The sequence below is a fragment of the Frankia nepalensis genome (assembly GCF_016786325.1).
GTDB classification, from domain to species: Bacteria; Actinomycetota; Actinomycetes; order Frankiales; family Frankiaceae; genus Pseudofrankia; species Pseudofrankia nepalensis.
In genome coordinates this window covers 1-25478 of the sequence record NZ_JADWYU010000185.1, presented here as the reverse complement: position 1 = coordinate 25478, position 25478 = coordinate 1, and the positions used below count along the sequence as shown (strand labels likewise).

Sequence of the window (25478 nt, the reverse complement as noted above, 5' to 3'; positions counted from 1 at the left end):
ATGGCCGCCGGGTACGCGACGAAAGATCATTATCGCGCACCCTTTGGCCCTGTGAGTCACGCCGAATGGCCGCCGGGTACGCGACGAAAGATCATTATCGCGCACCCTTTGGCCCTGTGAGTCACGCCGAATGGCCGCCGGGCGCGCGACGAAAGATCATTATCACGCGCCCTCTGACCCTGTGAGCGCGACGGGAAGCGAGGGAAAACCCATGACGGACACACCGGAGATCGAGGAGTACCGCGAGCGGGCCAGGCAGTGGCTCGCCGCGAACCTCGAGCCGCGTGACCCGGGCCAGTCCGCGCACGGGCGCGGTGGCACCCAGCAGGACGACGAGGGCTTCCAGGCGCAGCGGGCGCTGCAGAAGAAGCTCTACGAGGCCGGCTACGCGGGCATCAACTGGCCCAGCGAGTACGGCGGCCAGGGCCTGAGCGACGCCCACGCCCGCGCCTTCGCCGAGGAGGCCGTCCGGTACCGGACGCCCGACCTCGGCCACCCCGGCGGCACGACCTACGGCCCGTGCGGGCAGACCATCGTCCGGCACGGCTCGCCGGAGTTCCTGGCCCGGCACGTGCCGCGCATGCTCGCCGGCGACGAGCTGTTCGTCCAGCTGTTCTCCGAGCCGAGCGCCGGCTCCGACATGGCCGGCATCACGACGCGGGCGGTGCGCGACGGCGACAAGTGGTTGATCACGGGTTCGAAGATCTGGACCAGCGGCGCCCACCAGGCCGACTACGGAATGTGCCTGGCCCGGACCGACTGGGACGCGCCCAAGCACCGCGGCCTCACCTGGTTCGCGGTGCCTCTGAACGCCAAGGGCGTGACCATCCGCCCCATCCGGGAGATCACCGGCGACGCCGAGTTCTGCGAGGAGTTCCTCGACGAGGTCGAGGTCGGCGACGACGACGTGATCGGCGAGGTCAACAAGGGCTGGACCGTGGCCCAGACCCTGCTGCTCGTCGAGCGGGGTGCCGGCCGCGACGACCCGCTGCACCTGCCGACGGTCCAGGCCGCCGACGTCGACCCGTTCCTGCTGGACCTGACCCGGGCCGCCGGCCGCGCCCAGGACCCGGTCGCCCGGCAGACGGTCGCCCGGATCCACACCGCCGACTGGGCCCGGGGGCAGCTCGGCCAGCGCGTCACCGGCCTCCTGAAGGCGGGTGACAAGCCGGCCACCGGCGTCGCGTCCTACTGGAAGCTGGCCGCGGGCGTGTACAACCCGGAGCGGGCCCGCCTCGTCCTGGAGATCGGCCAGGGGCTCGGGCTCGTCTGGAAGGACGGCGACGAGGAGGGGCAGCGCGCCGCTCTGGACTACCTGAACAGCCGGGTGTGGTCGATCGCCGGCGGCTCCAACGAGATGCAGCGCAACGCGATCAGCGAGCAGGTGCTCGGCATGCCCCGGGAGCCGAGCTTCGATCGGGGCAAGCCGTTCCGGGAGGTCGTCAACAGCGCCCGGCAGTGGTTCACGACCTGAGAGCGTCGAGAACGGTCGCGCGTGGCCGCCCGCGCTCGTGTCAATGGCGGCTGAACACGGTTTCAAGGGTGGGATAAGAATCCCGCCGATGTTCCGGATCGTGCGCGCGGGTCGCGGGCGGATATCGCGGCCCAGGAGCGTCGACGACATCGGCGGGATCCTCCGGGGCGTTCCGCCGCGGCGGGCGCCGCAATCGCGGCGTTAATTCGCGCGCCCCGGGCCGTTCACCGGGCGGAATACGCGGCGGGACGGCCCTCATGGTCTTCGGCCGCCGACGGAGCATGGCGTCGCCGGGCGATACGGCGCGCGATGGTGATCGGCGTGGCCGCCGCCGCTTCGCGCTTCCCGGGATTGTGTCGCCGGCTGTCCCCGACGGCTCGGGCGCGCGGTCGCATTGCCAGGGGAAGTGCGGGCCAGGACACCCGGATGTGGGGTGGCACGCGGGCGCCCTCGTAGTTAAACTCAGTTCAAATACGGCAGCATCCATGAACTACTCAGGAGGGCCCGTTGGCCGACACCCCCCAGCTCGGATCACGCGGTATCTACGTGGCGGATGTCGAGCAGAGCCTCCCGTATGGCATTTTCGATGCCGACCACCACCTCTACGCGCCTTCAGATGCCGTGACGCGCTACCTGTCCGCCGAGATGATCGAGCGGGCCTGGCTGCCCGGCGAGCCGCGGATGCTCACCGAGGAGGAGCACGACGAGGAGGAGGACCACGAGCGGCGGACGCTCGGGGTCCACTCCGCGCCGGAGGGCGGCCACGGCGGCGTCGACCTCTCCGAGATTTCCGGGATGGCCGGCAACATCCCGATCCCGGGCGCGATGCTGAACAAGCTCAACCCGATGAAGGACCTCGACCAGCTCAGCCGGGAGCAGCTCGTCGAGCGGTACAACGCGATGCGGCCGGCCTTCGAGAAGAAGGACCCGCGCCTGTCGCTGATGGACCTTCAGAACGTCGAGGTCGCCGTCCTGCACACCGTCGGCACCGGCTGGGAGAGCGCGTTTCGGCGCGGCGACATCGAGGCCGGCTACGCCGTGAACCGGGCGTACAACGACTGGCTCTGGGAGGACTGGGGCTACGCCCACGAGAACCGCATCCTGGTCCCCGTGCCGATCCCGCTGCTCGACGTCGACCTCGCGGTGGCCGAGCTCAGGCGGTCGCTGGAGCGCGGCGCGAAGTTCGTCGACCTGCAGCCCGGCCCGGCGTGGAACGGCCGCTCGCCCTTCGACCCGTACTTCGACCCCTTCTGGAACCTGGTCAACGAGTCCAACACCCGGGTCGCGGTCCACCTCGGCGGGACCTACGCGCGGCACGGCGGCGAGTGGGGCGAGAAGCCCGACGCCCGTTACGTGGAGTTCAACGGGTTCCAGTGGGTTTCCTACTGGGGCGACCGGCCCATGATGGACACCCTCACCGCGATGTTCTACCACGGCATGTTCGGCCGTTTCCCCAACATCAAGGTGCTCATCGCCGAGTTCGGAACCGTCTGGCTGCCCTACCTGCTGCGCAAGCTCGACCACGCCATGCTTCTGGGCCGCAAGCCCAAGTGGGGCACCCTGCCCGGCCGGCCCTCCTCCGTCTTCAAGGAGCGGTGCGTCATCGCGCCCTTCCCCGAGGAGGACATCAACCGGGGTATCGCGACCGTCGGCGCCGACTGCCTGGTCTTCGGATCCGACTTCCCGCACTCCGAGGGCGTTCCGGACCCCATGCAGTACGTCACGCTGCTCAAGGACCTCGACGACACCACCATTCGCAAGATCATGCGCGACAACCTCGTCCGGTTCATCGGCTAGGCGTCCAGCGCGTCCCACGTGCCTCCACCGCCGCGTTCAGTGGCGGTGGAGGCACGGTCGTTACCCGGGCCGGGAGGGAGGCGCGCGTTTCGGGTGGCGGGACCGCGCCCCGCGCCGGGCCGGGCGGACGAGGGCGATCGGTATCGTCGCGGCCGCCGCGGGAATCATGGGCACCTTGCCCGGGAGGCCCGCCGGCATCAACAGGATTTGTCACGCTTCGGCCCCGAGGAGAGAGCGATGTCCGATTCGAAGCTGCCCCTGGCCGGCGTCACGGTGCTCGACCTGACCCGGCTGCCCCCCGGTGCCTTCGGCACCGTGCTGCTGGCCGACTTAGGCGCCGATGTGATTCGGGTGGAGTCACCGAAGGGGCGGATGTTCGACGGCCCGATCGGGCTGAACCGCGGCAAGCGTTCGGTGGCCGTCGACCTGCGCCACCCGCGCGGCCTCGAGGTCCTGCGGCTCCTGGCCGCGCACGCTGACGTTCTGGTGGAAAACGAGCGGCCCGGCGCCATGGACGAGCGGGGGTTCGGTTACTCCCACGCGTCGAAGGAGTTGCCCGCGCTCGTCTGGTGCTCGATATCCGGATACGGCCAGGACGGGCCGTACGCCAACTGGTCCGGGCACGATCTTTCGTTCGCGGCGCATTCCGGCCTGCTGACCGCGCTGAACCCGGGGCTGCCGTGGCACCCGCAGCTGATCCTTCCCATCCCCGTGGGCGCGCTCATGGCCGTCGTCGGGATCCTCGCGGCGCTGCGGGACCGGGACCGGACCGGCTCGGGATGTCAGCTGGACATCAGCCTGTCGGAATCGGCCACCTGGCTGCTCTCCTCGGCCGACGGAACGTTCGACCAGGGCGGGCGAGGCGTGCCGATCGGCCCCGACCGGCGCCTCTACGAGTGCGCGGGCGGGACCTGGGTCGCGGTCACGGCCGCGGAGCCGCGCACCTGGGCGGCACTCTGCGAGGGACTCGGCGTGGCGGACCTGACGGGCTCCCTGCACCGGTGGGGCGATCCGGACGCCGTGACCGAACGGCTCGCCGCGATCTTCCGGACCCGCCCGGCCGAGGACTGGGTCGCCGAGCTCGGGCCGCGCGGCGCCAGCGTCGTGCGCGTGAACCGCGGCCCGGACCTGGTGGACGATCCGCACGCGGCGGCACGGGGCACGCTGCGGACGGTCGGTGAGCTGCTGGTCCCGCGTTCCCCGATCCGGATCCGTGACGAGGACGGCCAGCGGCCGCCCGCCGAGAGCTACCCTCCGCCGCCGGCGGGCGCGCACACGCGGGCCGTGCTGGAGGAGGCGGGACTGACCGCCTCCCTGATCGACGAGCTCGAGGAGTGCGGCGCCGTCGGGCGCCGTGCCTGATCCAGAACCGCCGCGCCTGATCCAGAACCGCGGAGCCTGGCCCTGGCCCAGGCTCCGCGGGCGCGCGGGCGCGTCCGACCGCGTGGGCCGGCGGCCGCCGGGAACCGTTTCCTGACCGATCACGAATCAATCCGGGAGGCGCCACCGCCATGACCAGAAGCAAGCTGAGCCTCGAGGAGCGCGTGCAACTGCTGGAGGACCGGGAGGAGATCCTGCGGAGTCTGATCGACTACGGCGAGCTGCTCGACACCCGCGACCTCGACGCCTGGGCCGAGCTGTGGGCCGAGGACGGCGAGTTCGAGATGAGCACGGGCCGGACCGCGCGCGGGCGGGCCGCGATCAGGGAAATGCTCGCCGCGGTGATCGAGAACAACCCGCCGGCGGTGATCCACATGGAGATGAACCCGCGGATCATCGTCGACGGCGACACCGCCCGCTCCACGATGCTCTACGGAGTCGGCCGCACCCAGGACGACGGGCTGACCCGCGTCGTCTGGTTCGGACACCACCACAGCCGGCACGTGCGCACGCCGGACGGCTGGAAGATCCACTACCGCCGCAACACCGTGGACCTGCCGGAGACCGGCCACCCCTGACGCGGATCGGGCGCCCCGGAGAACCCGGGGCCGCCCGACTCGCGCACGCTCCTGAGCAGCCGGTCAGCGCGGTGATCCGACCTTGACGCGGTTCACGGCAGCGCGGTCGCGGCGGCGTGGACGGGCGCGCAAGGCACTGGCCCAGGCCGGTCCCCTCGTCAGGTCAGCCTCTGCAGCTGGGGAAGCCCGCCGGGCAGGCACACGACGTTCTCGCTCGCGAGCGACTTCATCTCCGGCTCGGACACCCCGAGCTCGGTCAGGATCTCCACCGCCTGGGAGCCCACCGCGCCGGGGTTCGCCCCGACCCGCGGCGGGGTCTCCGAGAGCCACCGGCCGATGCCCGGCCTCGCCACGTCCTTGCCGTCCACGCCTCGTTCGAAGTAGACGACGCCGCGCCGGTGCAGGTAGTCGACCGCCTCGTCGATGGAGACGGCCGGTTGCGCGGCGACGCCGGCCGCGGCCAGCAGCGCCACCCAGTAGTCGGCCGGCTCGCCGGCGAACCGCGCGGCGAGCAGCCCGGCCAGGGCTCCGCCGGGATCACGGTGGCCAGACGCCACCTGGGCGGGCTCGATCCCCGTCGCGGCCAGCAGCGCCGCCAGGTCCGTTTCGCGGGCCGCGAGGAAGAACCACCGGTCCTTGGCCGCGTAGAAGCGGTAGAGGGCGCTGTGGCCGTACTCGTTGCGCGTCGCGTCGGGCGCGGCGTCCGTCGCCTGGGCCTCGGCGGCGAGGTACACGGCCTGGTGGAGGGTCGAGCCCTGGACCAGCGAGGCGCCGACCTTCTGGCCGCCGCCGCCCCGCAGCCGCGCGTAGAGCGCGACCGCCACCGCGTAGGCACCGAGGATCCCCGTGTCGGCGTCATTGATCGGCGTCGGCTGGTAGAGGGTCCATCCGAAGCGCGCCCCGTACCGCCAGCTCATGCCCGTCGCCGCGTTGCACTGGTTCTCGTAGCCCCTGCGGTGCGCCCAGGGGCCGGTGAGGCCGTAGGCGGTGATGGAGCAGTAGACGAGCCGCGGGTTCAGCGCGCTGGCCCGTTCGTAGTCGATGCCGTACCGGGCCTGCGACTTCGGGGTGAAGTTGGTGACGAGCAGGTCGGCTGCCTGGATCAGGTCTCCCGCGAGCCGCCCGCCCGCCGCGCTCCTGGCGTCGAGCAGGATGGTGCGCTTCCCCCGATGGAGCTGGCCGACGATCCCGTCGGTCACCGCGGGAACCGGGTTTCCCACCTTGATGACGTCGGCGCCGAAGTCGGCCAGCAGCCGGGCCGCGGTCGGCCCCGCCACGGCCTGGCTGACGTCGATGGCCTTGTAGCCCTCGAGCGGGAGATCCAGCGGGCTCGCCGCCGCCGTCGCCGGGCCGGCGGACGCGGCGAATCCGGCGCGCAGCTCGGCGAGGATCGCGTCGCGGTCCTGGTCGGGCAGGTGGCGCGGCCGCGGCGCCGGCGCGGCGGCGAGGTCGAAGCCCCGCCCCGGCAGGACGATCGGCCCGGCCAGCGGATCGTCGAGCGTCACGACGGCGCCGGACTGGGCGGCGTGCTCGGTGGCGACCCACTCCGCCGGGGTGCGGACCATCGAGACCGGCATCTCCGCCCTGGCCGCGACCTCGTCCCACCACGACGCCGGATGGGAGCGGGCCAGCTCGGCGAACATCGCCATGATGCGGTCCCGCTTGTCCGGCGCGAAGGTCCGGGCCGCGATGTCGATCAGGCCCTGGCTCTCCCAGTCCTGCGCCACGCCGGCCGCCACCAGCAGCGGGATGACGAACTTCGAGTAGGGCGAAAGATCGATGATCCCGCCGTCCGCGCACGCGTAGGTGAGGTCACGCAGCATGTGGTTGTCGCCCATGAGCGGGTTCTCGTACACCCGCATCCCGAGCATGGTGCTGTAGGCCTCGGCGTACGCCTCCGCGAGCGGGATCTCGATCCGCTGGCTCCGTCCGGTGCGCTCGCGGGCGATCAGCGCCATGACGACGGAGACGGCGCCCATCAGGCCGCCGAAATTGGAGGCGGTGGTGATCGGCGTGAAGAGCGGGGCCGCCGGATCCTCGACCTTCGCCCGGTTGCGGCCAGAAGGGTCCCAGTGCTCCTTGAGCGGCCGGTACCCGGCGACCGCGGCGTGCAGAACGCCCTCCCAGGCGGCCAGGCCCGCCTTCTCGTCGTCGGACGCGAAGCCCGGCAGCGAGCAGTAGACGAGCCGCTCGTTGAGGTCCCGCGCGGCCGCCGGTCCGAGACCGAGGCGGTCCATGACGCCGGGCCGGAAGTTCTCGACCAGGACGTCGGCGCGCGCGACGAGCTCGCGGGCCGTGTCCCGGTCGGCCGCGCGGGTGAGGTCCAGCGTGATCCGCCGCTTGCTCCGGTTGAGGAAGGCGTCCGCCGGCGTAAGCGCCGCCGCGGCCCGGGGGGCGTCGACGCGCACGACGTCGGCGCCCGCCTCGGCCAGCAGCAGGGCCGTCAGCGGCCCGGCGATCTGGTGGCCGAAGTCCACCACCCGGACCCCGGACAGCCCAGCGCCGGCCTGGCCCGCCACCGCCGGCCGCGCGCTAGTTGACGGCACGGTCGCGGCCCTCCCAGTAGGGCGCCCGGAGCTTGAACTTCTGCAGCTTCCCGGTCGCGGTCCGCTCGAGCGCGTCGCGCACCTCCACGGAGGTGGGGCACTTGTAGTGCGCCATCCGGTCCCGGCAGAACGCGATCAGCTCGGCGGGCGTGACCTCGTGCCCCGGCCGCGGCACGACCAGGGCCTTCACGGTCTCGCCCCACTTCTCGTCCGGGACGCCGATCACGGCGGCCTCGGCCACCGCCGGGTGCTCGTACAGGCAGTCCTCGACCTCGATCGACGACACGTTCTCCCCGCCGGTGATGATCACATCCTTCTTGCGGTCCGTGATCGTCAGCAGCCGGCCGTCGAACTGGCCGCCGTCGCCGGTGTGGAACCAGCCGTCCTCGATCGCGGCGGCCGTCTGCTCCGGCTGGCGCCAGTAGCCGTCGAAGACGTGGTTGGAGCGGGCGAGCACCTCGCCGGAGGCGTCGATCCGCAGGCGCACGCCCAGCGCCGGGGCGCCGGCCTGCGACAGCAGCTTCGCCCGCTCGTCGGCGGGCAGGTACTGCCAGCCGGGCCGGGCCCGGTTCACCGTCAGCAGCGGGGACGCCTCGGTGAGCCCGTAGATCTGGATGAACTCCCACCCGAGGAGCTCCTCGACGCGGGCGATGACCGCGCTCGGCGGCGGCGCGCCGGCGACGACCATCCGGACCCGGTCGCGGCCCGGGACCGGCCGGCCCGCCGCGACCCGCGCCGCGGCGGCGTCGAGGATCGAGGCGACGACGGCCGGCGCGCCGCACAGGAGCGTCACGCCCTCTCCCTCGACCCGGGACAGGATGTCCTCGCCGTCGATCTTGCGGATCACGACGTGCGCGCCGCCCATGCCCGTCAGCGCGTACGGCATTCCCCAGCCGTTCACGTGGAACATCGGCAGGGTGTGCAGGAGGACGTCCCGGTCGGTCACCGTGGTGTGCCAGCCGAACGAGACCGCGTTCAGCCAGCAGTTGCGGTGGGTGAGCCGGACGCCCTTGGGGCGCGCGGTCGTGCCCGAGGTGTAGTTGATCGTGGCGATCGCGTCCTCGTCGGGCGTCCACGCCGAGGGCGTCGCGCCGGCGGGGGCCGGGGCGAACAGCTCGGCGTCGGCCACCCCGTCCAGGACGATCCGCTCCTTCGCGGTCACCCCGGACAGCGCGTCGTCCAGCTCGGGATCGACGAGCAGGAGCGTCGCCCCCGAGTGCTCGACGATGTAGGAGATCTCGTCCGCCGTCAGCCGGTAGTTGATCGGCACCAGCGCCCGGCCGTGCGCGCTGACCCCGAAGAAGCTGATCAGGAAGCGGGCGGAGTTCGGGGACACGATCGCGACGCGCTCGCCGGCGGGGATCCGCAGCCGGTCCAGCGCCAGTGCCATGCCGCGGGCACGCGCCGCGACCTCCCGATACGTGAGCCGCGACAGCGAACCCGGCCGGCCCGGCTCGTCGACCACCGCGAGGCTCTCGGGGTAGACCGACTCGGCCCGGTCCAGGAAGTCGGCGACCGTCAGGGCAACCTTCATCAGCCAGTCCCTCCTTTGACCGGGTTGAAACTAGCCGTTCTTCAACTTAGTGTAAATATGAGCGGCAAGAGTCCAGGCAGGACAGCCGCGGGCCAGGCGGGCGCCGGCCCAGACGCAGGTCGGCGACCCCACCGCCACGACGACGGCGCGGGGTCCAGGTCAGGGTGGAAAGGCGCTGATGACCGACTCGAAGTACCGGTACCTCACCTACGAGTCCCTCGACGACGGGACGATCGCACGGATCATGCTCAACCGGCCGGAGACACGCAACGCCCAGAGCCGGGGCCTGCTCGTGGAGCTCGAGGACGCGTTCCGGCGGGCGGAGGCGGACGACACGGTCCGGGTCGTCATCCTCGGCGGCCACGGCCCGATGTTCTCCACCGGCCACGACATGGGGTCGAAGGAGGGCCGGGCGGACCACGCGCCCGGGCCGAACCAGCACCCCTCCGCGAAGATCGACGGAGGGACCCGCCAGGGCGCCGAGAAGCTGATGCTGCAGGAGTGGCATCACTTCTTCGAGAACACCCGCCGGTGGCGCAACCTCCGAAAGATCACCATCGCGGCGGTGCACGGGCAGGTCTACGCCGCCGGCCTGATGCTGATGTGGGCGTGCGACCTCATCGTCGCGGCCGAGAAGACGACCTTCGCCGACATGGTCGGGACCCGGCTTGGCATGTGCGGGATGGAGTACTTCGCCCACCCCTGGGAGTTCGGCCCCCGCAAGGCCAAGGAACTGCTGCTGACGGGCGACTCCATCGACGCCGACGAGGCCTACCGGCTCGGGATGGTCTCCAAGGTCTTCCCCGCCGACGAACTGGCCGAGCAGACCCTGGCCTTCGCGCGGCGGATCGCGAGCGTGCCCACCATGGCGGCGCTCCTGATCAAGGAATCGGTCAACCAGACCGTCGACAACCAGGGCTTCTATAACGCGCTGAACGCCTGCTTCACCCTCCACGAGCTCAACCACGCGCACTGGGCCTGGATCCACCAGGGCGGGTTCCCCGTCGCCACACCGGACGAGGACGGCGTCCCCGACTGGCGGACCAGCCCACCGGTGCTCCCCGCGCTGCGCGACGCCGTCGCCGCCCCGAACCCGGTCGGCTGACGCCGTGGCGGACACGACGTTGATCGACTCGACCGGGGTGGACCCGGAGGCCAGGATCCGGTGCGCCGACTGGTCGCGGGCGGCGTCCCTCGCCCCCGTCGGCTCCTTCGGCAGCTACCCGGGTCTCCTGCTGGTGGAGATCCCGTTGCCGTGGCCGCACGACATCGGCGAGACCCCCGAGGCCGCGGCGGTGGCGCCGCTGCTGCGCCCGCTCGGCTACCGCCTGCAGGGCGTCGTCCCGTCGAACCCCGACGCGAGCCCGCGGGAGCGGCGCGTCATCCTGCACGCCCGACCCGTCGGGGAGCCACTGTTCGCTGGCTACCGCCGGTTCGAGCGCCCGGTCGGCGCGTCGCTCGCCGACGCCGTCGCGGACCTGCTCGCGATCGCCGCCGACCCCGCGCCTTCACACCTGGAGAGCGACGGGATCGACGTGCTGATCTGCGGCCACGGCCGGCGCGACGCGTGCTGCGGGCGGCTCGGCGCGGGGCTGGCGACGCGCCTCGCGGCGGCCACGCCGCCCGAGGGCGTGACCTACTGGCGGACCAGCCACCTGGGCGGCCACCGGTTCGCCGCGACGTTTCTCGTGCTGCCGGAGGGCACCGCCTGGGCCTACGGCGACGAGGACCTCGTCGAGACGGTGCTGCGCCGCAAGGGCGACTTCGGCGACGTCGCCGGCAGTTACCGCGGCTGCGCCGGCCTGCCCGGCCCCCAGGTGCAGGCGCTGGAACGTGAAGTCCTGCGCCAGGTGGGCTGGGACCTGCTGGACGCCGCGCGCACCGGCTCGGTCGACGGCGCGCGCGCCGCGCTGTCCTGCGTGCATGACGGCGAGACCGTCACCTGGTCGGCGGACGTCCAGCCCGGGCGCACTGTCCCGATGCCCGACTGCCAGAGCCCACCCTCGTCCGCGACCAAGACCCAGACCGAATGGGCGGTCTCGGCGGTCACCCGCGACCAGCACCTGCCACTCACCTGACGGAGGAACCACATGACTTTCGCGGGACTGAACGTCGCCAAACTGCTCATCGACGGTCGGCTCGTCGATGCGGAGGGCGGCGCCACCTACGAGAACATCAACCCGGCGACGGAGCAGTCGATCGGCGTCGCGGCCGACGCCTCGACGGGCGACGTGAACGCGGCCATCGCCGCGGCCCGTAGGGCCTTCGACGAGACCAGCTGGAGCACGGACGTCGCCTTCCGGGTCCGTTGTCTGCGCCAGCTGCACGACGCGCTGGCCAAGCACGCGGAGCCCTTCAAGGCCATGATGACGGCCGAGGTCGGCCTGCCGACCAAGATGGTCGGCTCCACCTTCGACATGCCGGTGGAGAACGTCGGCTGGGTGACCGACCTGCTGGAGAAGTACGAGTTCACCCAGGACCTCGGGCTCGGCAGCATCGAGGGCTTCGGCGCCCACCGCTGGACCGAGCGGGAGCCCTACGGGGTGGTCGGCGCGATCGTGCCATGGAACCAGCCGCTGCAGGTGAGCCTGGCGAAGGTGGCGCCGGCGCTGGCCGCGGGGAACACGGTGATCCTCAAGGCCCCGCCGACGACGCCGTGGTGCGTCAGCGCGCTGGGCAAGCTCGTCGCCGAGCACACGGACATCCCGCCCGGCGTCTTCAACATCATCACCAGCTCGGTCAACGACCGCGGCGAGGAGCTGATCACCGACCCGCGCGTCGACCTGATCAGCTTCACCGGCTCGACCGCCGTGGGCCGCCGGATCATGGAGCTGGGCGCCCAGACCGTGAAGAAGTGCTTCCTGGAGCTCGGCGGGAAGTCTCCGAACATCGTCTTCGAGGACGCCGACCTCCGCACCGGGATCGGCATGTCGACCTTCATGGTGTGCCTGCACGGCGGGCAGGGCTGCGCCACCCTGTCCCGGCTGCTGCTGCCACGGTCCATCTTCGAGCAGGGTGTGCAGATGGCCGCCCAGATGCTGTCGATGATGCCGTACGGCGATCCGCTCGACCCGAACAACGTGATGGGCCCGCTGAACAGCGCGCGACACCGTGACCGCGTCGAGGCCATGGTCGAGCGGGCCAAGGCGGCCGGCGGCACGCCGGTCGTCGGCGGCCGCCGCCCACCCCAGCTCGAGACGGGCTACTACTTCGAGCCGACGCTGTTCGCCGACCTGCCGGAGGACGCGGAGATCGTCCAGAACGAGGTCTTCGGCCCGGTGCTCGTCGTGCAGGCGTTCGAGGACGAGGACGACGCGGTCCGGATCGCGAACAACACCATCTTCGGCCTCTCCGGCGCCGTCTTCTCCGGCGACCACGAGCGGTCGAAGCGGGTGGCCCGCAAGGTCCGCGCCGGCACGATGATCGTCGACGGCGGCATCTACTACGGGTCGGACGTCCCCTTCGGCGGCTACAAGCAGAGCGGCATCGGCCGCGAGATGGGCCAGATCGGCTTCGAGGAGTACCTCCAGGTCAAGTCCCTCTGCGAGCCCGCATGACCGCCGCCGCCCCAGCAGTGTTATCCGCGCCATCCGCACGTGTGCTTGTTGAGAGGAGCTCCGCGTGAGCGCCGCCACGGATATCTACTACGATCCGTATGACTTCGCCATCGACGAGAATCCGTACCCTGTCTGGAAGCGGATGCGCGAAGAGGCGCCGCTGTACTACAACGACCGCTACGACTTCTACGCGGTCTCGCGCTACGTCGACGTCGAGGCGCTCTCGGTCGACTGGCAGACGTACACGTCGTCCAAGGGCATCCTGATGGAGATGGTCAAGGCGGGGATTCCGACCCCGCCCGGCCTTTTCATCGCGGAGGACCCGCCCGAGCACGACATGCACCGGCTGATCCTGAGCCGGGCGGTCACCCCCAAGCGGGTACTCGTGCTGGAGAACCGGATCCGGGAGCTGTGCGCGGAGTACCTCGACCCCCTGGTCGGCAGCGGCGGGTTCGACCTGATGCAGGACTTCGCCAGCCATCTGCCGATGCGGGTCATCGGCGCCCTGGTCGGCATTCCCGACGAGTACCTGCTGAACCTGCGCGACCACGTGGAGGAGTCGGCCCGGCTCAAGGAGGAGAAGCCGCAGGACGAGCAGCGCCTGCCCAGCATCGGAGAGCCGTACGCGCCCTTCCTGAAATACAAGAAGGAGCACCCGGGTGACGACTTCCTCACCACGCTGATCCAGGCCCGGTTCAAGGACGTCCTGACCGGCGAGCAGCGCGGCCTGTCCGACGCCGAGATCCTCAACTACGTCGGCATGCTCTACGCCGCCGGCGTGGAGACGACGGCCCGGCTGATCGGCTGGCTCGGCAAGACGCTCGCCGACAACCCGGACCAGCGGGACCAGGTGGTGGCGGACCGGTCGCTCATCAACAACACGGTCGAGGAGACCCTGCGCTACGAGGTGCCGTCGCCCATCCAGGTGCGGGTGACGACCAGGCCGGTCGAGCTGCACGGGCAGACCGTCGACGCGGGGAAGATCATCACTTTGCTGACCGGCGCGGCGAACCGCGACCCGGACGCCTTCCCGGACCCGGACACCTTCGACATCCGCCGGAAGATGGACGCCCATCTGACCTTCGGCAAGGGCGTCCACTACTGCTTCGGCGCCGCGCTGGCCCGCATCGAGGGCCGGATCGCGCTGGAGGAGATCCTGGACCGCTTCCCGAAGTGGGACCTGGACCTGTCCGGTGCCGAGCTCATTCACACGGCCACGATCCGCGGCTACCACAAGCTGCCCGTGGTGCTCTGAACAACCTGGAACGTGCCGGTCGGCCAGAAAGCCCCCTGGCCGACCGGCTGCCCGCCCGTGGTCGGATGCCGACCGCGGGCGGGCGCGTCTCCACCGACATTCCGGTGCGCCGCTTTCCGTCGCTCACCCGGTCCCCCATCGACAAGGAGATACGACTTTGCAGATCAAGAGCGGCGCCAGGCTGCGCAGCCAGGCGGACTCCACCGAACTCGTGGTCGTTCGCCCGATCCCCGGGGAGGTCGAGCTGACCTGCGGCGGCCATCCCATGGTCGACATCAAGGCCGAGCCACAGCCCGGGCTGGCCGTTCTGGACGGCGCGACCGGCGGCACCCAGCAGGGCAAGCGCTACACCCTCGCCGGCACCGGCCTCGAGATCCTGGTGACCAAGGCGGGCACGGGCGCCCTCGCCATCGGCGCGCGGCCACTCGTCCTCAAGGAGGCGCGGCCCCTGCCGGCCAGTGACTGATCCCGGACCCGGCGACGGGCCCAGCGCCGCCGGGTGAGGCGCCGGCCCGTGTGCCAGCCAGGGATTGGCCGCGGGCCGCCCACGACAGTCATGAATGGTCGCCGACGGGGCCACCCTTCATGACGACGGCACCAGCCAGCGCGACCGGATCCCGGCGATCCGGCTGGCAGACGGCGCGGCTGGTCACCGGATCGGGCTGGTAGCCGAGAATCCTGGCGCGCTCGGTGCGGTACCACTTGACGTCCCGGGCGAGACCCGCCTTTTCGAACGTCCAGATCAGCCATTTCGTGGGGTCAGGGCGCAGGCCGGACCCATGGGCCACGCACCCCGGCATCACGTGGTGCATCCAGTGCCACGCCTCACCCATCGTGGGAAGCGCGGTCAGCGCGAAGTTACGGGCCCGGCGCGCGCTGCGGACCGCTGACGGCTTTCGGCCGCCGCGGGTGCCCCAGACATGGCAGACGGAATTGATCGAGGCCGTGAAATGGAACAGCAGAAACACGCGGAGGAAGCCGGCCACGAGGAGCCCGTCCAGCTGCCAACCGGTCGCGGCCCACGGGATCAGGAAGCTCGACACGGCCGGCACCGCGTAGTACTGGCGCTGCCACCGCACGAGCCGGTCGACGTCGTCACGCTGGTCGAACGGCTCGGGAAGCCGGCTGTGCACCAGCATCCAGCCCACGTGCGAGTGCCACAGGCCCATCCAGAAACCGTCGTACTGGTTCGGCGTGTGCGGGTCGAGATCCCGCACATCGGTGTGCGCGTGATGAGCCAGATGCGTTCTGCGCCAGCTTTCCAGGGACCCCTCGATGGCCATACCGCCCGCGAAGAGCAGGATCGCGCGGAGGACGGGCGAGCAGCGGAAGCCCTCGTGTGTCAGGTACCGGTGGTATCCGACGGTGATCCCGAAGCCGGTCACGACGTAGCTGCCGACCGCCCAGGCGAGGACCTCGCCGTCGACGCCGTGCCAGGCGATCCGCCCGACGGCCACGATCGCCAGGACGGTCAGGACCGTCAGCCAGATGACGTTCAGAATGATGACGCCGGATCTCGGCGACGTGCTTTCGGGAGACAGGTCCGCGTCCAGGCGGGCGGGCCTTCTCCCGCGGCCGCGCGGGCGCGGTGAGGGCCGCGGCGACGCCTGGCGGTCCAGGCTCATCGCCCGACACCCACGATCACCGGAACCGCCCCGACAGGGCGGCGACCGAGCCCACGGGGGCGGCGGTCGACAGGAAACACACACAGCTCCTTTCCTTCGGCGCGCGACTCACCTGCTCCGTGCGCGAACGGGATCTGGAGCAGGGCCCGCCAGCTTTTCATCCGCGAGCCGGGGGCCGGAGGGCGGCCGGGTGAAACCGCCATGTCATCTGGGTGCGTCCCGCCTGCCGGAGCGTCCCGTCCGCCGGGCGCCACGGTCGAGCGCTGGCCTGGCCGCTCGCATGATCGGAGCAGTGCCGCTTCCAGGAGGGCTCGCCCGGTTGACGGTTCACGGCGGGCACCGCTCGGACCGTCCCGCGTCCCGGGCCGAGAAATCTCGGATGTCCTGTCAGACATCAGGGGCCTGAAACGACGCCTGCTGGCGCCCTGACGTCGGACAGGAATGCCGCGGATGTCTGACGGGACGACCGCGCGGCTCCCGACGGCCACCCGGACCCAACGCCGCCGCGAACGGCACCGACTCGTCGGCGCCCTCGCCCGCCGCCGGCGGACCGCGCACGCCCCCTCCATCCGCGATCCGCGCGGAGAGGGCGAGGCGGCCGGCGGTCGGGCGGGCCGTTCCCTTCGCTGGTCAGCGCCGCCCGCCGCGGGCGGCGAGTGCCGACCCGGTCCGGCGGCGACCCCGTGGCTCACGCCGACGCGGTCGCCGGGAGGGAACGGTCAAGGACCAGCAGTGGAGTTCAGGGTTCGACGACGACGCGGAAGACGCCGTTCGACCTGTCGCGAGCGGCCTCGAACGCGGCGGGAGCCTCGTCGATCGGGTAGCGGCGCGAGATCAGCAGCTCGGGCAGGTCGGGGCGGGACGCCAGCAGGTCCGCCACCTCGGCGAACTCCCGTCGCCCGCCGTGGGCGCTGTAACCGAGCGAGGGCCGCAACGCGACCTCCTTCAACGCCAGTTGCGAGTGCGGCAGCCTGACATCCTCGAAGATGCCGGCGTAGACCACCGTTCCCCGCTGGCGGGCCAGCTCGATGGCCCGGTGCAGGGAGCCCTCACTCCCGCCGGTCTCGACGACCACGTCGTAAAGCCCTCGCGGCGTGGTCGCGCCGAGGCGCTCGCGGGCCTCGCGCTGGTGCGGGTGGCGGGCCTCGACGGCGACCTCGTCGGCGCCCAGCGCCTGCGCCGCGGCGGCGGCGAGAATGCCGATCGCGCCGGCGCCGACCACGGCGACGCGGGTACCAGGCCCGACCCGGCCGAGCCGGCAGGCGTGCCAGGCGACCGACCCCGGCTCGACCAGGCAGGCGTCGCGGACCGCGAGCCCGGCGGGCAGTGGCAGGAGCGCGCGGCGCGGGGCGCGGAAGTACTCGCTCATCCCGCCGGGGGCTGTCATCCCGAGCGCGCCACGCAGCAGCGTCTCGCAGAACTGGTAGTTGCCGTCATCGCAGTGCGGGCAGGTCCCGCAGCCGGCGATCGCCTCGACGGCGACGGGCGTGCCGTCGGCCAGCACACCGGAGATCTCGTGACCGGCGATCTGCCGGCTCCCGTAGCGCAGGTACAGGAAGTCCGACGCGCAGATGCTGACCGCCGCCACCCTGACCAGCTCGCCGTCACCTTCTGGCTCGCCGACCTCCACGACCTCGACACCCGGCGGCGCGTTCCGTACGGCCTTCATGCACCCGCCTCCGGAGTCTCCGCCGAACTCGCCGTCAGCAACTCCCGCATGTCCCGCAGCACGGACCGGTTGACCACCTCGATCCGCAATCCCGCGGTCGTGGTGTGGTACGCGAACCCGCTCGGGAGCGTCGCCCCGGCCCCGCAGGCCTCGAGTGGCAGGCCGGCATCGGTCAGCGCCCGCGACGAGGCGACGAGATCGTCCACGAAGTAGCCGATGTGGTGGATGGCGCCGCCGGGCGACGGCATCCAGGTCGTGCCCGGCACCTGTTCGATGAGCTCCAACAGCGGCTCGTCGAGCGAGTACACCATCCGCAGCGGCACCGTCGCCGCCCCCGCCGGCGTCCAGACCGCCGTGGGGTGCTCGATTGCCGGCATCCAGCGATAGCCGGCCAGGCGCGTGAGCTGCCGCATCGACTCGGCGAGGTTCTCGACGACGACGCAGGTGTGGTAAAGATCCGTGGCTCGCAGGGGCAAGGGACCGGGCTCGTTCATCTAGGACCTCCGCAGGAGGATGGCGCCGGCGGGGGCGAGGCCGCCGGTGCTGACGGCGGCGACCGAGCATCCGTCGACCTGACGGGCGCCGCCCTCGCCGCGCAGCTGGACCACGGCCTCGTGGATCATGCCCATGCCGTGCGTACGGCCGGCCGACAGCTGGCCACCGTGGGTGTTCAGCGCCACCACCCCGCCCTTGAGAGCGATGTTGTGGCCGCCGGCGACGAAGTCGGCGGCCTCGCCGATGCCGCAGAACCCCAGAGCCTCCAGCCAGGACAGGCAGTTGAAGGTGAACCCGTCGTACAGCTCGGCCACCTGCACGTCGGCCGGCCGCAGCGACGTGCGCGACCACAGGTGCGCGGACGGCCCGAGGGTCTGCGGCTCGTGGCTCGTCGTGCTCTGGTGCCACAGGAAGCGCTCGGTGATCTGGGTGCCCACCGCCTCGACCAGGACCGGCGGCTTCGCGAGGTCGTGGGCCGTCTCCACCGCGGACACGATGACGGCGAGGCTCGCGTCCATCGGCACGTCGCAGTCGTAGAGCCCGAACGGGGTCGTGATCATCCGGGCGCCGAGATAGTCGTCCATGGTCATGGGTTCGCGGTACACGGCGTCCGGGTTGAGCGCCGCGTTCGCCCGCTGGTTGAGCGCGATCCAGCCCAGGGCCTCGCGCGTCGCGCCGTAGCGGTGGAAGTAGTTCGAGGCGATCATCGCGAGGTTGAGGGCGACCGAGCCGACCCCGTACGGGGCGACGTATCCCTGCGGGCCCGGCACGCGCCCGCCCCTGCCGCCGATGCCGTACGGGCTGCCCCCCGTCGGGTTGGCCGCTCGCTGCTGGGCGGCGTAGGTGGCCTGCCACACCGTCCGGAAGCACAGGACGTGGCGGGCCAGGCCGCTGGCCACGGCGAGCATCGCGGCGACCACCGCCCCGCCGGGGCCGAAGGTCTCCGAGCCGCCGTTGTACCAGGTCGGCCGGATGCCGAGGGCGTCCGCGACCGCGGTCACGCCGCCCTCGGTGAAGCCGCCGATCAGCTCGCCGCCCGGGAACGTCGACAGCCCGTCGATGTCGGACAGCTCGAGACCGGCGTCGGCGACGGCGGCCCTGGCCGCCGCGACGGCGAGCGTGATCGGCGGCAGCATGAGCCGCCGGCCGACCGGGGACATGCCGATGCCCGTGAGCGCCACCCGGTCCTCGAACTTGTCGGCGCGCACCATGGGCCGGACGTGGCGCGCGTGCTCGGCCGGGGCGATCGGGTCGTCCGGGAGATCCACGAACGTCTCGCCGCCGTCGTCGTCCCGGACCGGCGCGAACACCGGTAGCCACACGTCCCCGGCGGGCTCGAACCGGACGCGCACGCGCCGCCCGACGGCGGCCTCGTCGAGCGGCACGTCCACGAGGCTCGTGATCAACCGGACCCTGGGGTCCTCGTCGAGGGCGACCGAGGCGACGACGAACGGCGGCGGGAAGGCCGGTTCCCACGGCTGGTGGTTGACGGTGGCGCCCACCACGGTGCCCAGCCCACTCACCTCGGCGACACCCAGCCGCTCGGAGTGGCAGTAGCAGCACACCGGCTGGGGCGGGTGTACCAGCGCGGCGCAGTCGTCGCATCGCTGGATCCGCAGGACGCCGTCACGGCCCGCGGTCCAGAAGAAGCCGTTGAGATCGTCGACCGCCGGGAGGGGCCGGGCAGGCGGGGGGCTCGCGTCGGACGTCATGGCCAGATAATATATTTGCTACTTGAGACTTGCTACTTGAGAAAGTGGCTGGCTGTCGGGAGGCGCGACGTGTGGGAGTTCGAGACCGAGCCGGAGTTCCAGGAGAAGCTGGACTGGGCCGAGCGGTTCGTGCGGGAGGAGGTCGAGCCGCTCGACGCGCTGTGGCGGCACAGGGTGTTCGAGCGGCCGGTCGACCCGGTGCTGGCCCGGATCATCGGGCCGCTCAAGCAGCAGGTGCGTGACCAGGGGCTGTGGGCCTGCCACCTCGGCCCCGAGCTCGGCGGCCAGGGCTACGGCCAGGTGAAGCTCGCCCTCCTGAACGAGATCATCGGGCGGGCGGCCTGGGGCCCGGTCATCTTCGGCACCGCGGCGCCCGACACCGGCAACGCCGAGATCCTGGCCCACTACGGCACCGACGAGCAGAAGCGCCGCTACCTGCAGCCCCTGCTGGACGGTGACATCGTGTCGTGTTTCGCGATGACCGAGCCGCAGGGCGGCTCCGACCCCCGGGTGTTCACGACCCGCGCCGTCCGCGAGGGCGACGACTGGGTGATCAACGGCCTGAAGTTCATGGCCTCGCACGCCAAGTGGGCGGCGTTCTACATCGTCATGGCCGTCACCAACCCCGACGTCGACATCCACCGGGGCGCGTCGATGTTCATCGTGCCGGGCGACACCCCGGGCATCGAGATCGAGCGCAACATGGCGCTGTTCGGCCACGAGCCGCCCGGCGAGGGCACGCACGGCCTGGTCCGCTTCACCGACGTCCGCGTGCCGGCCGAGAACGTCCTCGGCGGCGAGGGGCAGGCCTTCGCCATCAGCCAGACCCGGCTCGGCGGCGGGCGCATCCACCACGCGATGCGCACCGTGAGCCAGGCCCGCCGGGCGCTGGACATGATGGTCGAGCGGGCGCTGAGCCGCGAGACCCGCGGCAGCCTGCTCGCCAAGAAGCAGTCCGTGCAGAACTACGTCGCCGACTCCTACGCCGAGCTCATGCAGTTCCGGCTGTTCGTGCTGTACGTCGCCTGGCGCATCGACAAGCTGAAGGACTACCAGGCCGTGCGGCACGACATCGCCGCGGTGAAGGTGCTCACGCCGCAGGTGATGCACAACATCACCCAGCGGGCGCTGCAGGTGCACGGCGCCCTGGGGACCACGAGCGACCTGCCGCTGAACGAGTGGTTCTCCGGCTCCATGATCCTCGGCCTCGCCGACGGCCCCAGCGAGGTGCACCGGGTGACGGTCGCCCGCGCGGTGCTGGCCGAGGGCAAGGCCACCGAAGGCCTGTGGCCGACGCAGTGGCTGCCACTGCGGCAGGAGCAGGCCCGCAAGAAGTACGCCGAGTTCCTCGAGCCCGAGGAGGCGAGCAAGTGAGCCAGACCTCCCCCGCCGCCGCCCAGACCCCCTCGACCGCCGACATGCGGGATCCGGCGGGTGCCCCGGTCGCCAGCGGCGCGTCGGCCATCGACGTCGGCGCGCTCGGGCGCTGGATGGACTCGCGCGACCTGCCGGGGCGGGGGCTGCCCGTCCAGGCGCGCCTGTTGTCGGGCGGCCGGCAGAACGAGATCTTCGAGATCCGCCGGGGCGATTTCCGCGCGGCCCTGCGCAGGCCGCCCGCCGCGGCGCCGGCCGAGCGCGACGCCGGGATCCTGCGCGAGTGGCGGCTGATCGAGGCGCTCACCGGGACCGACGTGCCCGTCGCCGACGCCGTCGCCGCCTGCGACGACCCGAGCGTGCTCGGCCGTCCCTTCTACCTCATGGACGTGGTCGACGGCTGGTCGGTGATGAACACGCCGGACTGGTGGGCGCCCCCGTTCGACACCGACCTCGCCGCCCGCGGCGAGCTGGCCTACGAGCTGATCAACGGCATCGTGCTGATGGGCGAGGTCGACTGGAAGGCCCGCGGCCTCGGCGACCTCGGCCGGCCCGCCGGCTACCACGACCGGCAGGTCGAGCGCTGGACCCGCTTCTACCAGCGGATCCGGGCCCGGGAGATCCCGGGCCTCGACGAGGCGACGGCCTGGCTGGCCCGCCACCGGCCGCTCGACTTCGTGCCAGGGATCATGCACGGCGACTACCAGTTCCCGAACGTCATGTTCCGCCACGGCGCGCCCGGGCGGCTCGCGGCCATCCTCGACTGGGAGATGGGCACGGTCGGCGACCCGAAGCTGGACGTCGCCTGGGCGCTGCACAGCTGGCCGGAGGACCCCACCGGACCGTCGGACAACGAGTACCTCGTCGGGATGCCGGCCCGCTCCACGCTTCTCGCCCACTACGCGCGGAGTTCGGGTCGGCAGGTCGACGACTTCGACTACTACCTCGTACTGGCAAAATGGAAGCTCGCGATCGTGCTCGAGCAGGGCTACCAACGCGCCAATGGCGATCCGAAGCTCGAGGACTTCGGAGGCTACGTGGTCAAGTACATGCGAGAGGCGGCGGAGATCGCCGAGTCGAGCGACTATCCCGCGGTGTCGTGACGGAGGTGGGGACATCAGCAACGACGGCCTCCGCGCGGCCCGCGCGCGCCTCGCCGTCCGGGCCGGCCGTGCCATTGGTATCAGCCGTGCCGTTGGTACCGGCCGTGCCGTTGGTATCGACCGCTCTGTCCGTGCCCGGCACGTCGGCCGCGCCGGCTGACCGCGCGAGCCATCCGTGAGCACCTACGACGTCGACCCGAGCGCGATCCGCCGGCTCGCCTCGGGTCGACGGGCCTACGGCAACCTCAAGGACGAGGCGGCCGGCTTCATCCGGGACGCGATCGTCTCCGGCGCCCTGCCACCGCGCAGCAAGGTCGATCAGGACGAGATCGCGGACACGCTCGGGATCAGCCGCGCCCCGGTCCGCGAGGCCCTCATCGAGCTGGCCCAGAAGGGCTTCGTGGACGCCATCCCCCGGCGCGGCGCCTTCGTGGCCGACGTGACCGTCGAGGACATCGAGGACCACTACGAGGTCGTCGCGCTGGTGTCGGGGATGACGGCGAAACGCGCGGTCAAGCGGCTGACGCCGGCGGAGATCGCCGAGCTCCGCCGGCTGCACCAGGAGATCGCCGCGACCGGCGACGTGGCCCGGGTAAGGGCCCTCGACCGCCGGTTCTTCCAACTGATCACGAACTCCGGGAGGTCACCGCGCCTCGACACGATCCTGGAGTTCCTCGGTGGCGCGCTGCAGGGCAGCTTCTACTTCGACGCACCCGGGTGGGCCCACAACGAGGCGGCGTACCGCGAGCAGATGCTCGGCGCGATCGAGACCGGCGACGTGCTGGCGGCGGCCCGGATCAGCGAGGAACACGTACGTTCCTGCGCCGCCGTGACCATCGAGCATCTGCGTACCCGCGGCTACTGGGGCGGTCCCGCGCGAGACGCTTCGCGCCCCGCGCCGGGCACCGCCATCGGGCGCGGCGGTCCCGCGCCGGACGCTTCGCGCCCGGCGCCGGGCACCGCCATCGGGCGCTGAGCGCCCTCGCCACCTGGTTCTGGGTCGAACCAAATGACGGTGGTCGATCTGGTTCCGGGTCGGGCAGAGGGCTGCGTTGGCGCAGCGCTGAGGCGCCGTCACCATCGGTGGCCGGGTTGTGTGCATGGCCCATCAGAGCGACGTCACCCTGCCGCGCTGTCTGACAGGCCGTCAGGCATCGAGCCAGTCGAGACCGCCGCACTGGCTGCACCAGCACTCGCCTCACCGGACGCGTCCCTGAGGTCGGCCAGGGCGCGCCGGTTGATCTTGCCGGAGTCGGCGCGGCCGAGGTCGTCGACGAGCTCGAAGGTCCTCGGCACCTTGTAGGCCGCGAGATGGGTCCTGCAGTGGTCGCGGAGCGCGTCGGCCAGGCCGTCCCGGCTCGCCTCCGGCCTCGGCTGGACGATCGCGTGGACCCGGCGGCCCCACTCGGCGTCGCGCAGGCCGATGACCACGGCGTCCTCGACGTCGGGGTGCCGCAGCAGCGCGGCCTCGACCTCGGAGACGTAGACGTTGGCGCCGCCGGTCACGACCATGTCGGTCCGGCGGTCGGCGATGTAGAGGTAACCGTCCTCGTCCAGCCAGCCAAGGTCGCCGATCGAGACGTAGCCGCCGGGCCGGGTGCGTGGCGCGGCCTGGCCGACGTAGCGGACGTCGCGCGTTCCCTGAACGGGCCGGAAGTAGAGCTCGCCCACCTCCCCCGCCGGCAGTCGCGCCCCGTCCTCGCCGACGACCAGGACCTCGGTTCCCACCGGGCGCCCGACGCTGCCCGGGTGCAGCAGCCACTCGTCCCCGCGGATCTGCGCGCTGCAGACTCCCTCCGAGGACCCGTAGCCCATGATGAAACGTTCCGGGCCGACGAGGTCGATCCATTCTCGAATGGCCCACTCCGGGCAGGCGCCCGCGCCCTGGATGACCCGGCCGAGGCTGGAAAGGTCCCTGTGACGGATGCTCGGGCTACGTAGCAGCCGGATCAGCATGGTCGGCACGAATGCCGCCATGGCGACTCGTTCGCTCTCGATGAGATCCAGCACCCGCTCCGCGTCGAACCGGGAGACCAGAACATTGCGGTAGCCGTCCACCAGGGTGTGATGCAGCATCGCGAATCCCTGGGTGTGGTAAAGCGGCGAGCAGACGAGATGAACAGGATGGCGTGCGTCGCCGGTGTCCGCGAAAAGCGCTGGGCCGACCGCCCGCGCGCCGGCGGGTACGACCGTCGACGTCGAGGACGCGATCAGCTTCGGCGCCCCGGTCGACCCTCCCGACGCGATGAGCCACGCCGGGCTCGACACGACCGGTGGAAAGGCCGCAGGCGGACGCGCGTCGACGCCGTTCACCAGCTCGTCGGCGGCGACCTCCCGGTCGGCCGCGGGCTGGCCGTCCACGACGACCACGCCCGGATCGGCGAGCGCGAGCAGCCGCCGGCGCTCGCGGGCCGGCAGGTCCGGGCGCAGCGGAAGCACCGTCGCCCCCAGCCGCCAGGCGCCGAGGGCGCAGACGACATGCGCGGCCCGGCCCGGCAGCTCGACGCAGACGACGTCACCCGGCCGTATTCCGAAATCCGCCAGCCGGCCGGCGACCAGTCGGCCGCGCAGCGCGAGCTCACCCCAGGTCAGGGTCTCTCCACCTAAAGCCGTGGTCGTCAGGGCGATGAGTTCCGGATGCGCGGAAGCCAGTTCGTCAATACGCTCGGGCCAGGTCAGGTGACTCTCCGGCGCGGAAATCGTCGTCATGAATGAATCCTAGGGCGCCGTACCTGGCGGCGCCTCGTCGCGCAGCCGCCGGTAGGCGGGGTACGGATCCGCGTCGATCCCGACGTCGTACGGGTCGTAGTAGAGGTCGTCTGAGCCCACCGTCTATCCTCCCTGGACATCCCTGTACGAACGTATAGCATCACGCCATACGTTCGTACAGGACTTCACCGTGAGGATCCAGCTGGACCACCTCGGCACGCCACGAGGGGAGCGCCGCCGACCGTCGGGAGGAAGGCGCTCGCCCGCTCAGCCCGGCGTCGGCGCGGCCGCCGCCGGGCCGGCCGAGTCGTCCTCGCTTTCCTTTGGCTCGACCCGGTCCAGATATTTCTGGAGGAAATCGAGTGTCTGAGCATGCGAGGTGGACATTCCCACGGCCTGCTCGGTGAGAACCATCCGTGGGAGGCTGGTCACCAGGAAAACGAGCACCTCGGGGGGGACCGGCTCCATCGGGAACGTGTAGTCGTTCGGCGAGTCCGCCAACGCGGCCAGGACCAGCTCCCGCACCTTCTCACCGACCGACGCGATTTCAGCCCGGATGGCCTTTCGATGGTTCGCCAGCGCCGTGAGCTCGACGATCAGCGCCGACGCGGTGCGGTTGTTGGAGAATTCCCAGAGCGCGCGCAGCGGCTGGCGGGTCTCGAGCGCCTCG

General features: G+C 71.6%; 19 protein-coding genes and 1 pseudogene. 12 read left to right on the top strand and 8 right to left on the bottom strand.

Going from position 1 to position 25478, the window contains the following annotated elements; translation table 11 throughout:
* Positions 1-211 precede the first annotated feature (211 nt).
* The 4 genes from I6A81_RS27980 to I6A81_RS27965 all read left to right on the top strand — a co-directional run bounded on the left by I6A81_RS27980 (position 212) and on the right by I6A81_RS27965 (position 5229).
* Positions 212-1474, top strand: coding sequence for an acyl-CoA dehydrogenase family protein (locus I6A81_RS27980; protein ID WP_203002249.1), 1263 nt, complete (start codon positions 212-214; stop codon positions 1472-1474).
* 507 nt (positions 1475-1981) lie between these two features.
* Entirely contained in the window at positions 1982-3271 is a 1290-nt protein-coding gene (locus I6A81_RS27975; protein WP_203002250.1) for an amidohydrolase family protein, read from the top strand.
* Positions 3272-3508: 237 nt separating this feature from the next.
* Positions 3509-4633 carry a CaiB/BaiF CoA transferase family protein gene (locus tag I6A81_RS27970; RefSeq protein ID WP_203002251.1) on the top strand — a complete coding sequence of 375 codons (1125 nt, stop codon included), beginning with the start codon at positions 3509-3511 and terminating at the stop codon, positions 4631-4633.
* Positions 4634-4782: 149 nt separating this feature from the next.
* Complete coding sequence (locus I6A81_RS27965; protein ID WP_203002252.1) at positions 4783-5229, top strand: nuclear transport factor 2 family protein; 447 nt, start codon at positions 4783-4785, stop codon at positions 5227-5229.
* A gap of 158 nt (positions 5230-5387) precedes the next feature.
* Here I6A81_RS27965 and I6A81_RS27960 read toward each other — a convergent pair whose 3' ends face one another.
* Positions 5388-7775, bottom strand: a complete 2388-nt coding sequence (locus I6A81_RS27960) for a CaiB/BaiF CoA-transferase family protein (RefSeq protein WP_307874966.1) — start codon at positions 7773-7775, stop codon at positions 5388-5390.
* On the bottom strand, positions 7762-9309 hold the full coding sequence (locus I6A81_RS27955; RefSeq protein WP_203002253.1) for an AMP-binding protein: 1548 nt from the start codon (positions 9307-9309) through the stop codon (positions 7762-7764). The genes I6A81_RS27960 and I6A81_RS27955 overlap by 14 nt, the downstream gene beginning before the upstream one ends.
* A 178-nt stretch (positions 9310-9487) precedes the next feature.
* On the opposite strand from I6A81_RS27955, the gene I6A81_RS27950 reads away from it, so the two are divergent.
* The 5 genes from I6A81_RS27950 to I6A81_RS27930 all read left to right on the top strand — a co-directional run bounded on the left by I6A81_RS27950 (position 9488) and on the right by I6A81_RS27930 (position 14587).
* Complete coding sequence (locus I6A81_RS27950; protein WP_203002254.1) at positions 9488-10414, top strand: enoyl-CoA hydratase; 927 nt, start codon at positions 9488-9490, stop codon at positions 10412-10414.
* Between the two features lie 4 nt (positions 10415-10418).
* Positions 10419-11387: a sucrase ferredoxin gene (locus I6A81_RS27945; protein WP_203002255.1), complete on the top strand. Its 969-nt coding sequence runs from the start codon at positions 10419-10421 to the stop codon at positions 11385-11387.
* Positions 11388-11399: 12 nt separating this feature from the next.
* A complete protein-coding gene (locus I6A81_RS27940; RefSeq protein ID WP_203002256.1) occupies positions 11400-12866 on the top strand; it encodes an aldehyde dehydrogenase family protein in 1467 nt (488 codons plus the stop codon).
* Between the two features lie 64 nt (positions 12867-12930).
* Positions 12931-14121 (top strand): cytochrome P450, encoded by a 1191-nt coding sequence (locus I6A81_RS27935; protein WP_203002257.1) that lies wholly within the window; start codon positions 12931-12933, stop codon positions 14119-14121.
* 157 nt (positions 14122-14278) lie between these two features.
* Complete coding sequence (locus I6A81_RS27930; RefSeq protein WP_203002258.1) at positions 14279-14587, top strand: hypothetical protein; 309 nt, start codon at positions 14279-14281, stop codon at positions 14585-14587.
* Positions 14588-14675: 88 nt separating this feature from the next.
* Here the strand turns inward: I6A81_RS27930 and I6A81_RS27925 are convergent, their stop codons facing one another.
* The 4 genes from I6A81_RS27925 to I6A81_RS27910 all read right to left on the bottom strand — a co-directional run bounded on the left by I6A81_RS27925 (position 14676) and on the right by I6A81_RS27910 (position 19622).
* Entirely contained in the window at positions 14676-15746 is a 1071-nt protein-coding gene (locus I6A81_RS27925; RefSeq protein WP_203002259.1) for an acyl-CoA desaturase, read from the bottom strand.
* A 739-nt stretch (positions 15747-16485) separates the two neighbouring features.
* Entirely contained in the window at positions 16486-17415 is a 930-nt protein-coding gene (locus I6A81_RS27920) for a zinc-dependent alcohol dehydrogenase (protein ID WP_203002260.1), read from the bottom strand.
* Positions 17412-17909: a VOC family protein gene (locus I6A81_RS27915; protein ID WP_203002261.1), complete on the bottom strand. Its 498-nt coding sequence runs from the start codon at positions 17907-17909 to the stop codon at positions 17412-17414. Before I6A81_RS27915 ends, I6A81_RS27920 begins: the two co-directional genes overlap by 4 nt.
* Positions 17910-19622, bottom strand: a complete 1713-nt coding sequence (locus tag I6A81_RS27910; RefSeq protein ID WP_203002262.1) for a thiolase C-terminal domain-containing protein — start codon at positions 19620-19622, stop codon at positions 17910-17912.
* A 69-nt stretch (positions 19623-19691) separates the two neighbouring features.
* Between I6A81_RS27910 and I6A81_RS27905 the strand changes: the two genes are divergently transcribed.
* From I6A81_RS27905 to I6A81_RS27895, 3 genes are all read left to right on the top strand, one after another.
* The gene (locus tag I6A81_RS27905) at positions 19692-20996 is read left to right on the top strand and encodes an acyl-CoA dehydrogenase family protein (protein ID WP_203002263.1); all 1305 of its coding nucleotides are present in this window, start codon (positions 19692-19694) and stop codon (positions 20994-20996) included.
* A gap of 44 nt (positions 20997-21040) precedes the next feature.
* Positions 21041-22099, top strand: a complete 1059-nt coding sequence (locus I6A81_RS27900) for a phosphotransferase family protein (RefSeq protein ID WP_203002279.1) — start codon at positions 21041-21043, stop codon at positions 22097-22099.
* 175 nt (positions 22100-22274) lie between these two features.
* A complete protein-coding gene (locus I6A81_RS27895) occupies positions 22275-23075 on the top strand; it encodes a GntR family transcriptional regulator (protein WP_203002264.1) in 801 nt (266 codons plus the stop codon).
* A 143-nt stretch (positions 23076-23218) separates the two neighbouring features.
* Here I6A81_RS27895 and I6A81_RS27890 read toward each other — a convergent pair whose 3' ends face one another.
* Together I6A81_RS27890 and I6A81_RS27885 are read right to left on the bottom strand one after the other, a co-directional pair.
* Complete coding sequence (locus I6A81_RS27890; RefSeq protein WP_203002265.1) at positions 23219-24808, bottom strand: class I adenylate-forming enzyme family protein; 1590 nt, start codon at positions 24806-24808, stop codon at positions 23219-23221.
* A gap of 267 nt (positions 24809-25075) precedes the next feature.
* Positions 25076-25478: pseudogene (locus I6A81_RS27885) on the bottom strand (TetR/AcrR family transcriptional regulator); the annotation flags it as partial.

Bases quoted from the DNA above. Each gene is read 5' to 3' on its own strand.
- I6A81_RS27980 (WP_203002249.1), top strand. From the start codon at position 212: ATGACGGACACACCGGAGATCGAGGAGTACCGCGAGCGGGCCAGGCAG.
- I6A81_RS27970 (WP_203002251.1), top strand. From the start codon at position 3,509: ATGTCCGATTCGAAGCTGCCCCTGGCCGGCGTCACGGTGCTCGACCTG.
- I6A81_RS27965 (WP_203002252.1), top strand. From the start codon at position 4,783: ATGACCAGAAGCAAGCTGAGCCTCGAGGAGCGCGTGCAACTGCTGGAG.
- I6A81_RS27955 (WP_203002253.1), bottom strand. From the start codon at position 9,309: ATGAAGGTTGCCCTGACGGTCGCCGACTTCCTGGACCGGGCCGAGTCG.
- I6A81_RS27950 (WP_203002254.1), top strand. From the start codon at position 9,488: ATGACCGACTCGAAGTACCGGTACCTCACCTACGAGTCCCTCGACGAC.
- I6A81_RS27940 (WP_203002256.1), top strand. From the start codon at position 11,400: ATGACTTTCGCGGGACTGAACGTCGCCAAACTGCTCATCGACGGTCGG.
- I6A81_RS27925 (WP_203002259.1), bottom strand. From the start codon at position 15,746: ATGAGCCTGGACCGCCAGGCGTCGCCGCGGCCCTCACCGCGCCCGCGC.
- I6A81_RS27920 (WP_203002260.1), bottom strand. From the start codon at position 17,415: ATGAAGGCCGTACGGAACGCGCCGCCGGGTGTCGAGGTCGTGGAGGTC.
- I6A81_RS27915 (WP_203002261.1), bottom strand. From the start codon at position 17,909: ATGAACGAGCCCGGTCCCTTGCCCCTGCGAGCCACGGATCTTTACCAC.
- I6A81_RS27910 (WP_203002262.1), bottom strand. From the start codon at position 19,622: ATGACGTCCGACGCGAGCCCCCCGCCTGCCCGGCCCCTCCCGGCGGTC.
- I6A81_RS27900 (WP_203002279.1), top strand. From the start codon at position 21,041: ATGCGGGATCCGGCGGGTGCCCCGGTCGCCAGCGGCGCGTCGGCCATC.
- I6A81_RS27890 (WP_203002265.1), bottom strand. From the start codon at position 24,808: ATGACGACGATTTCCGCGCCGGAGAGTCACCTGACCTGGCCCGAGCGT.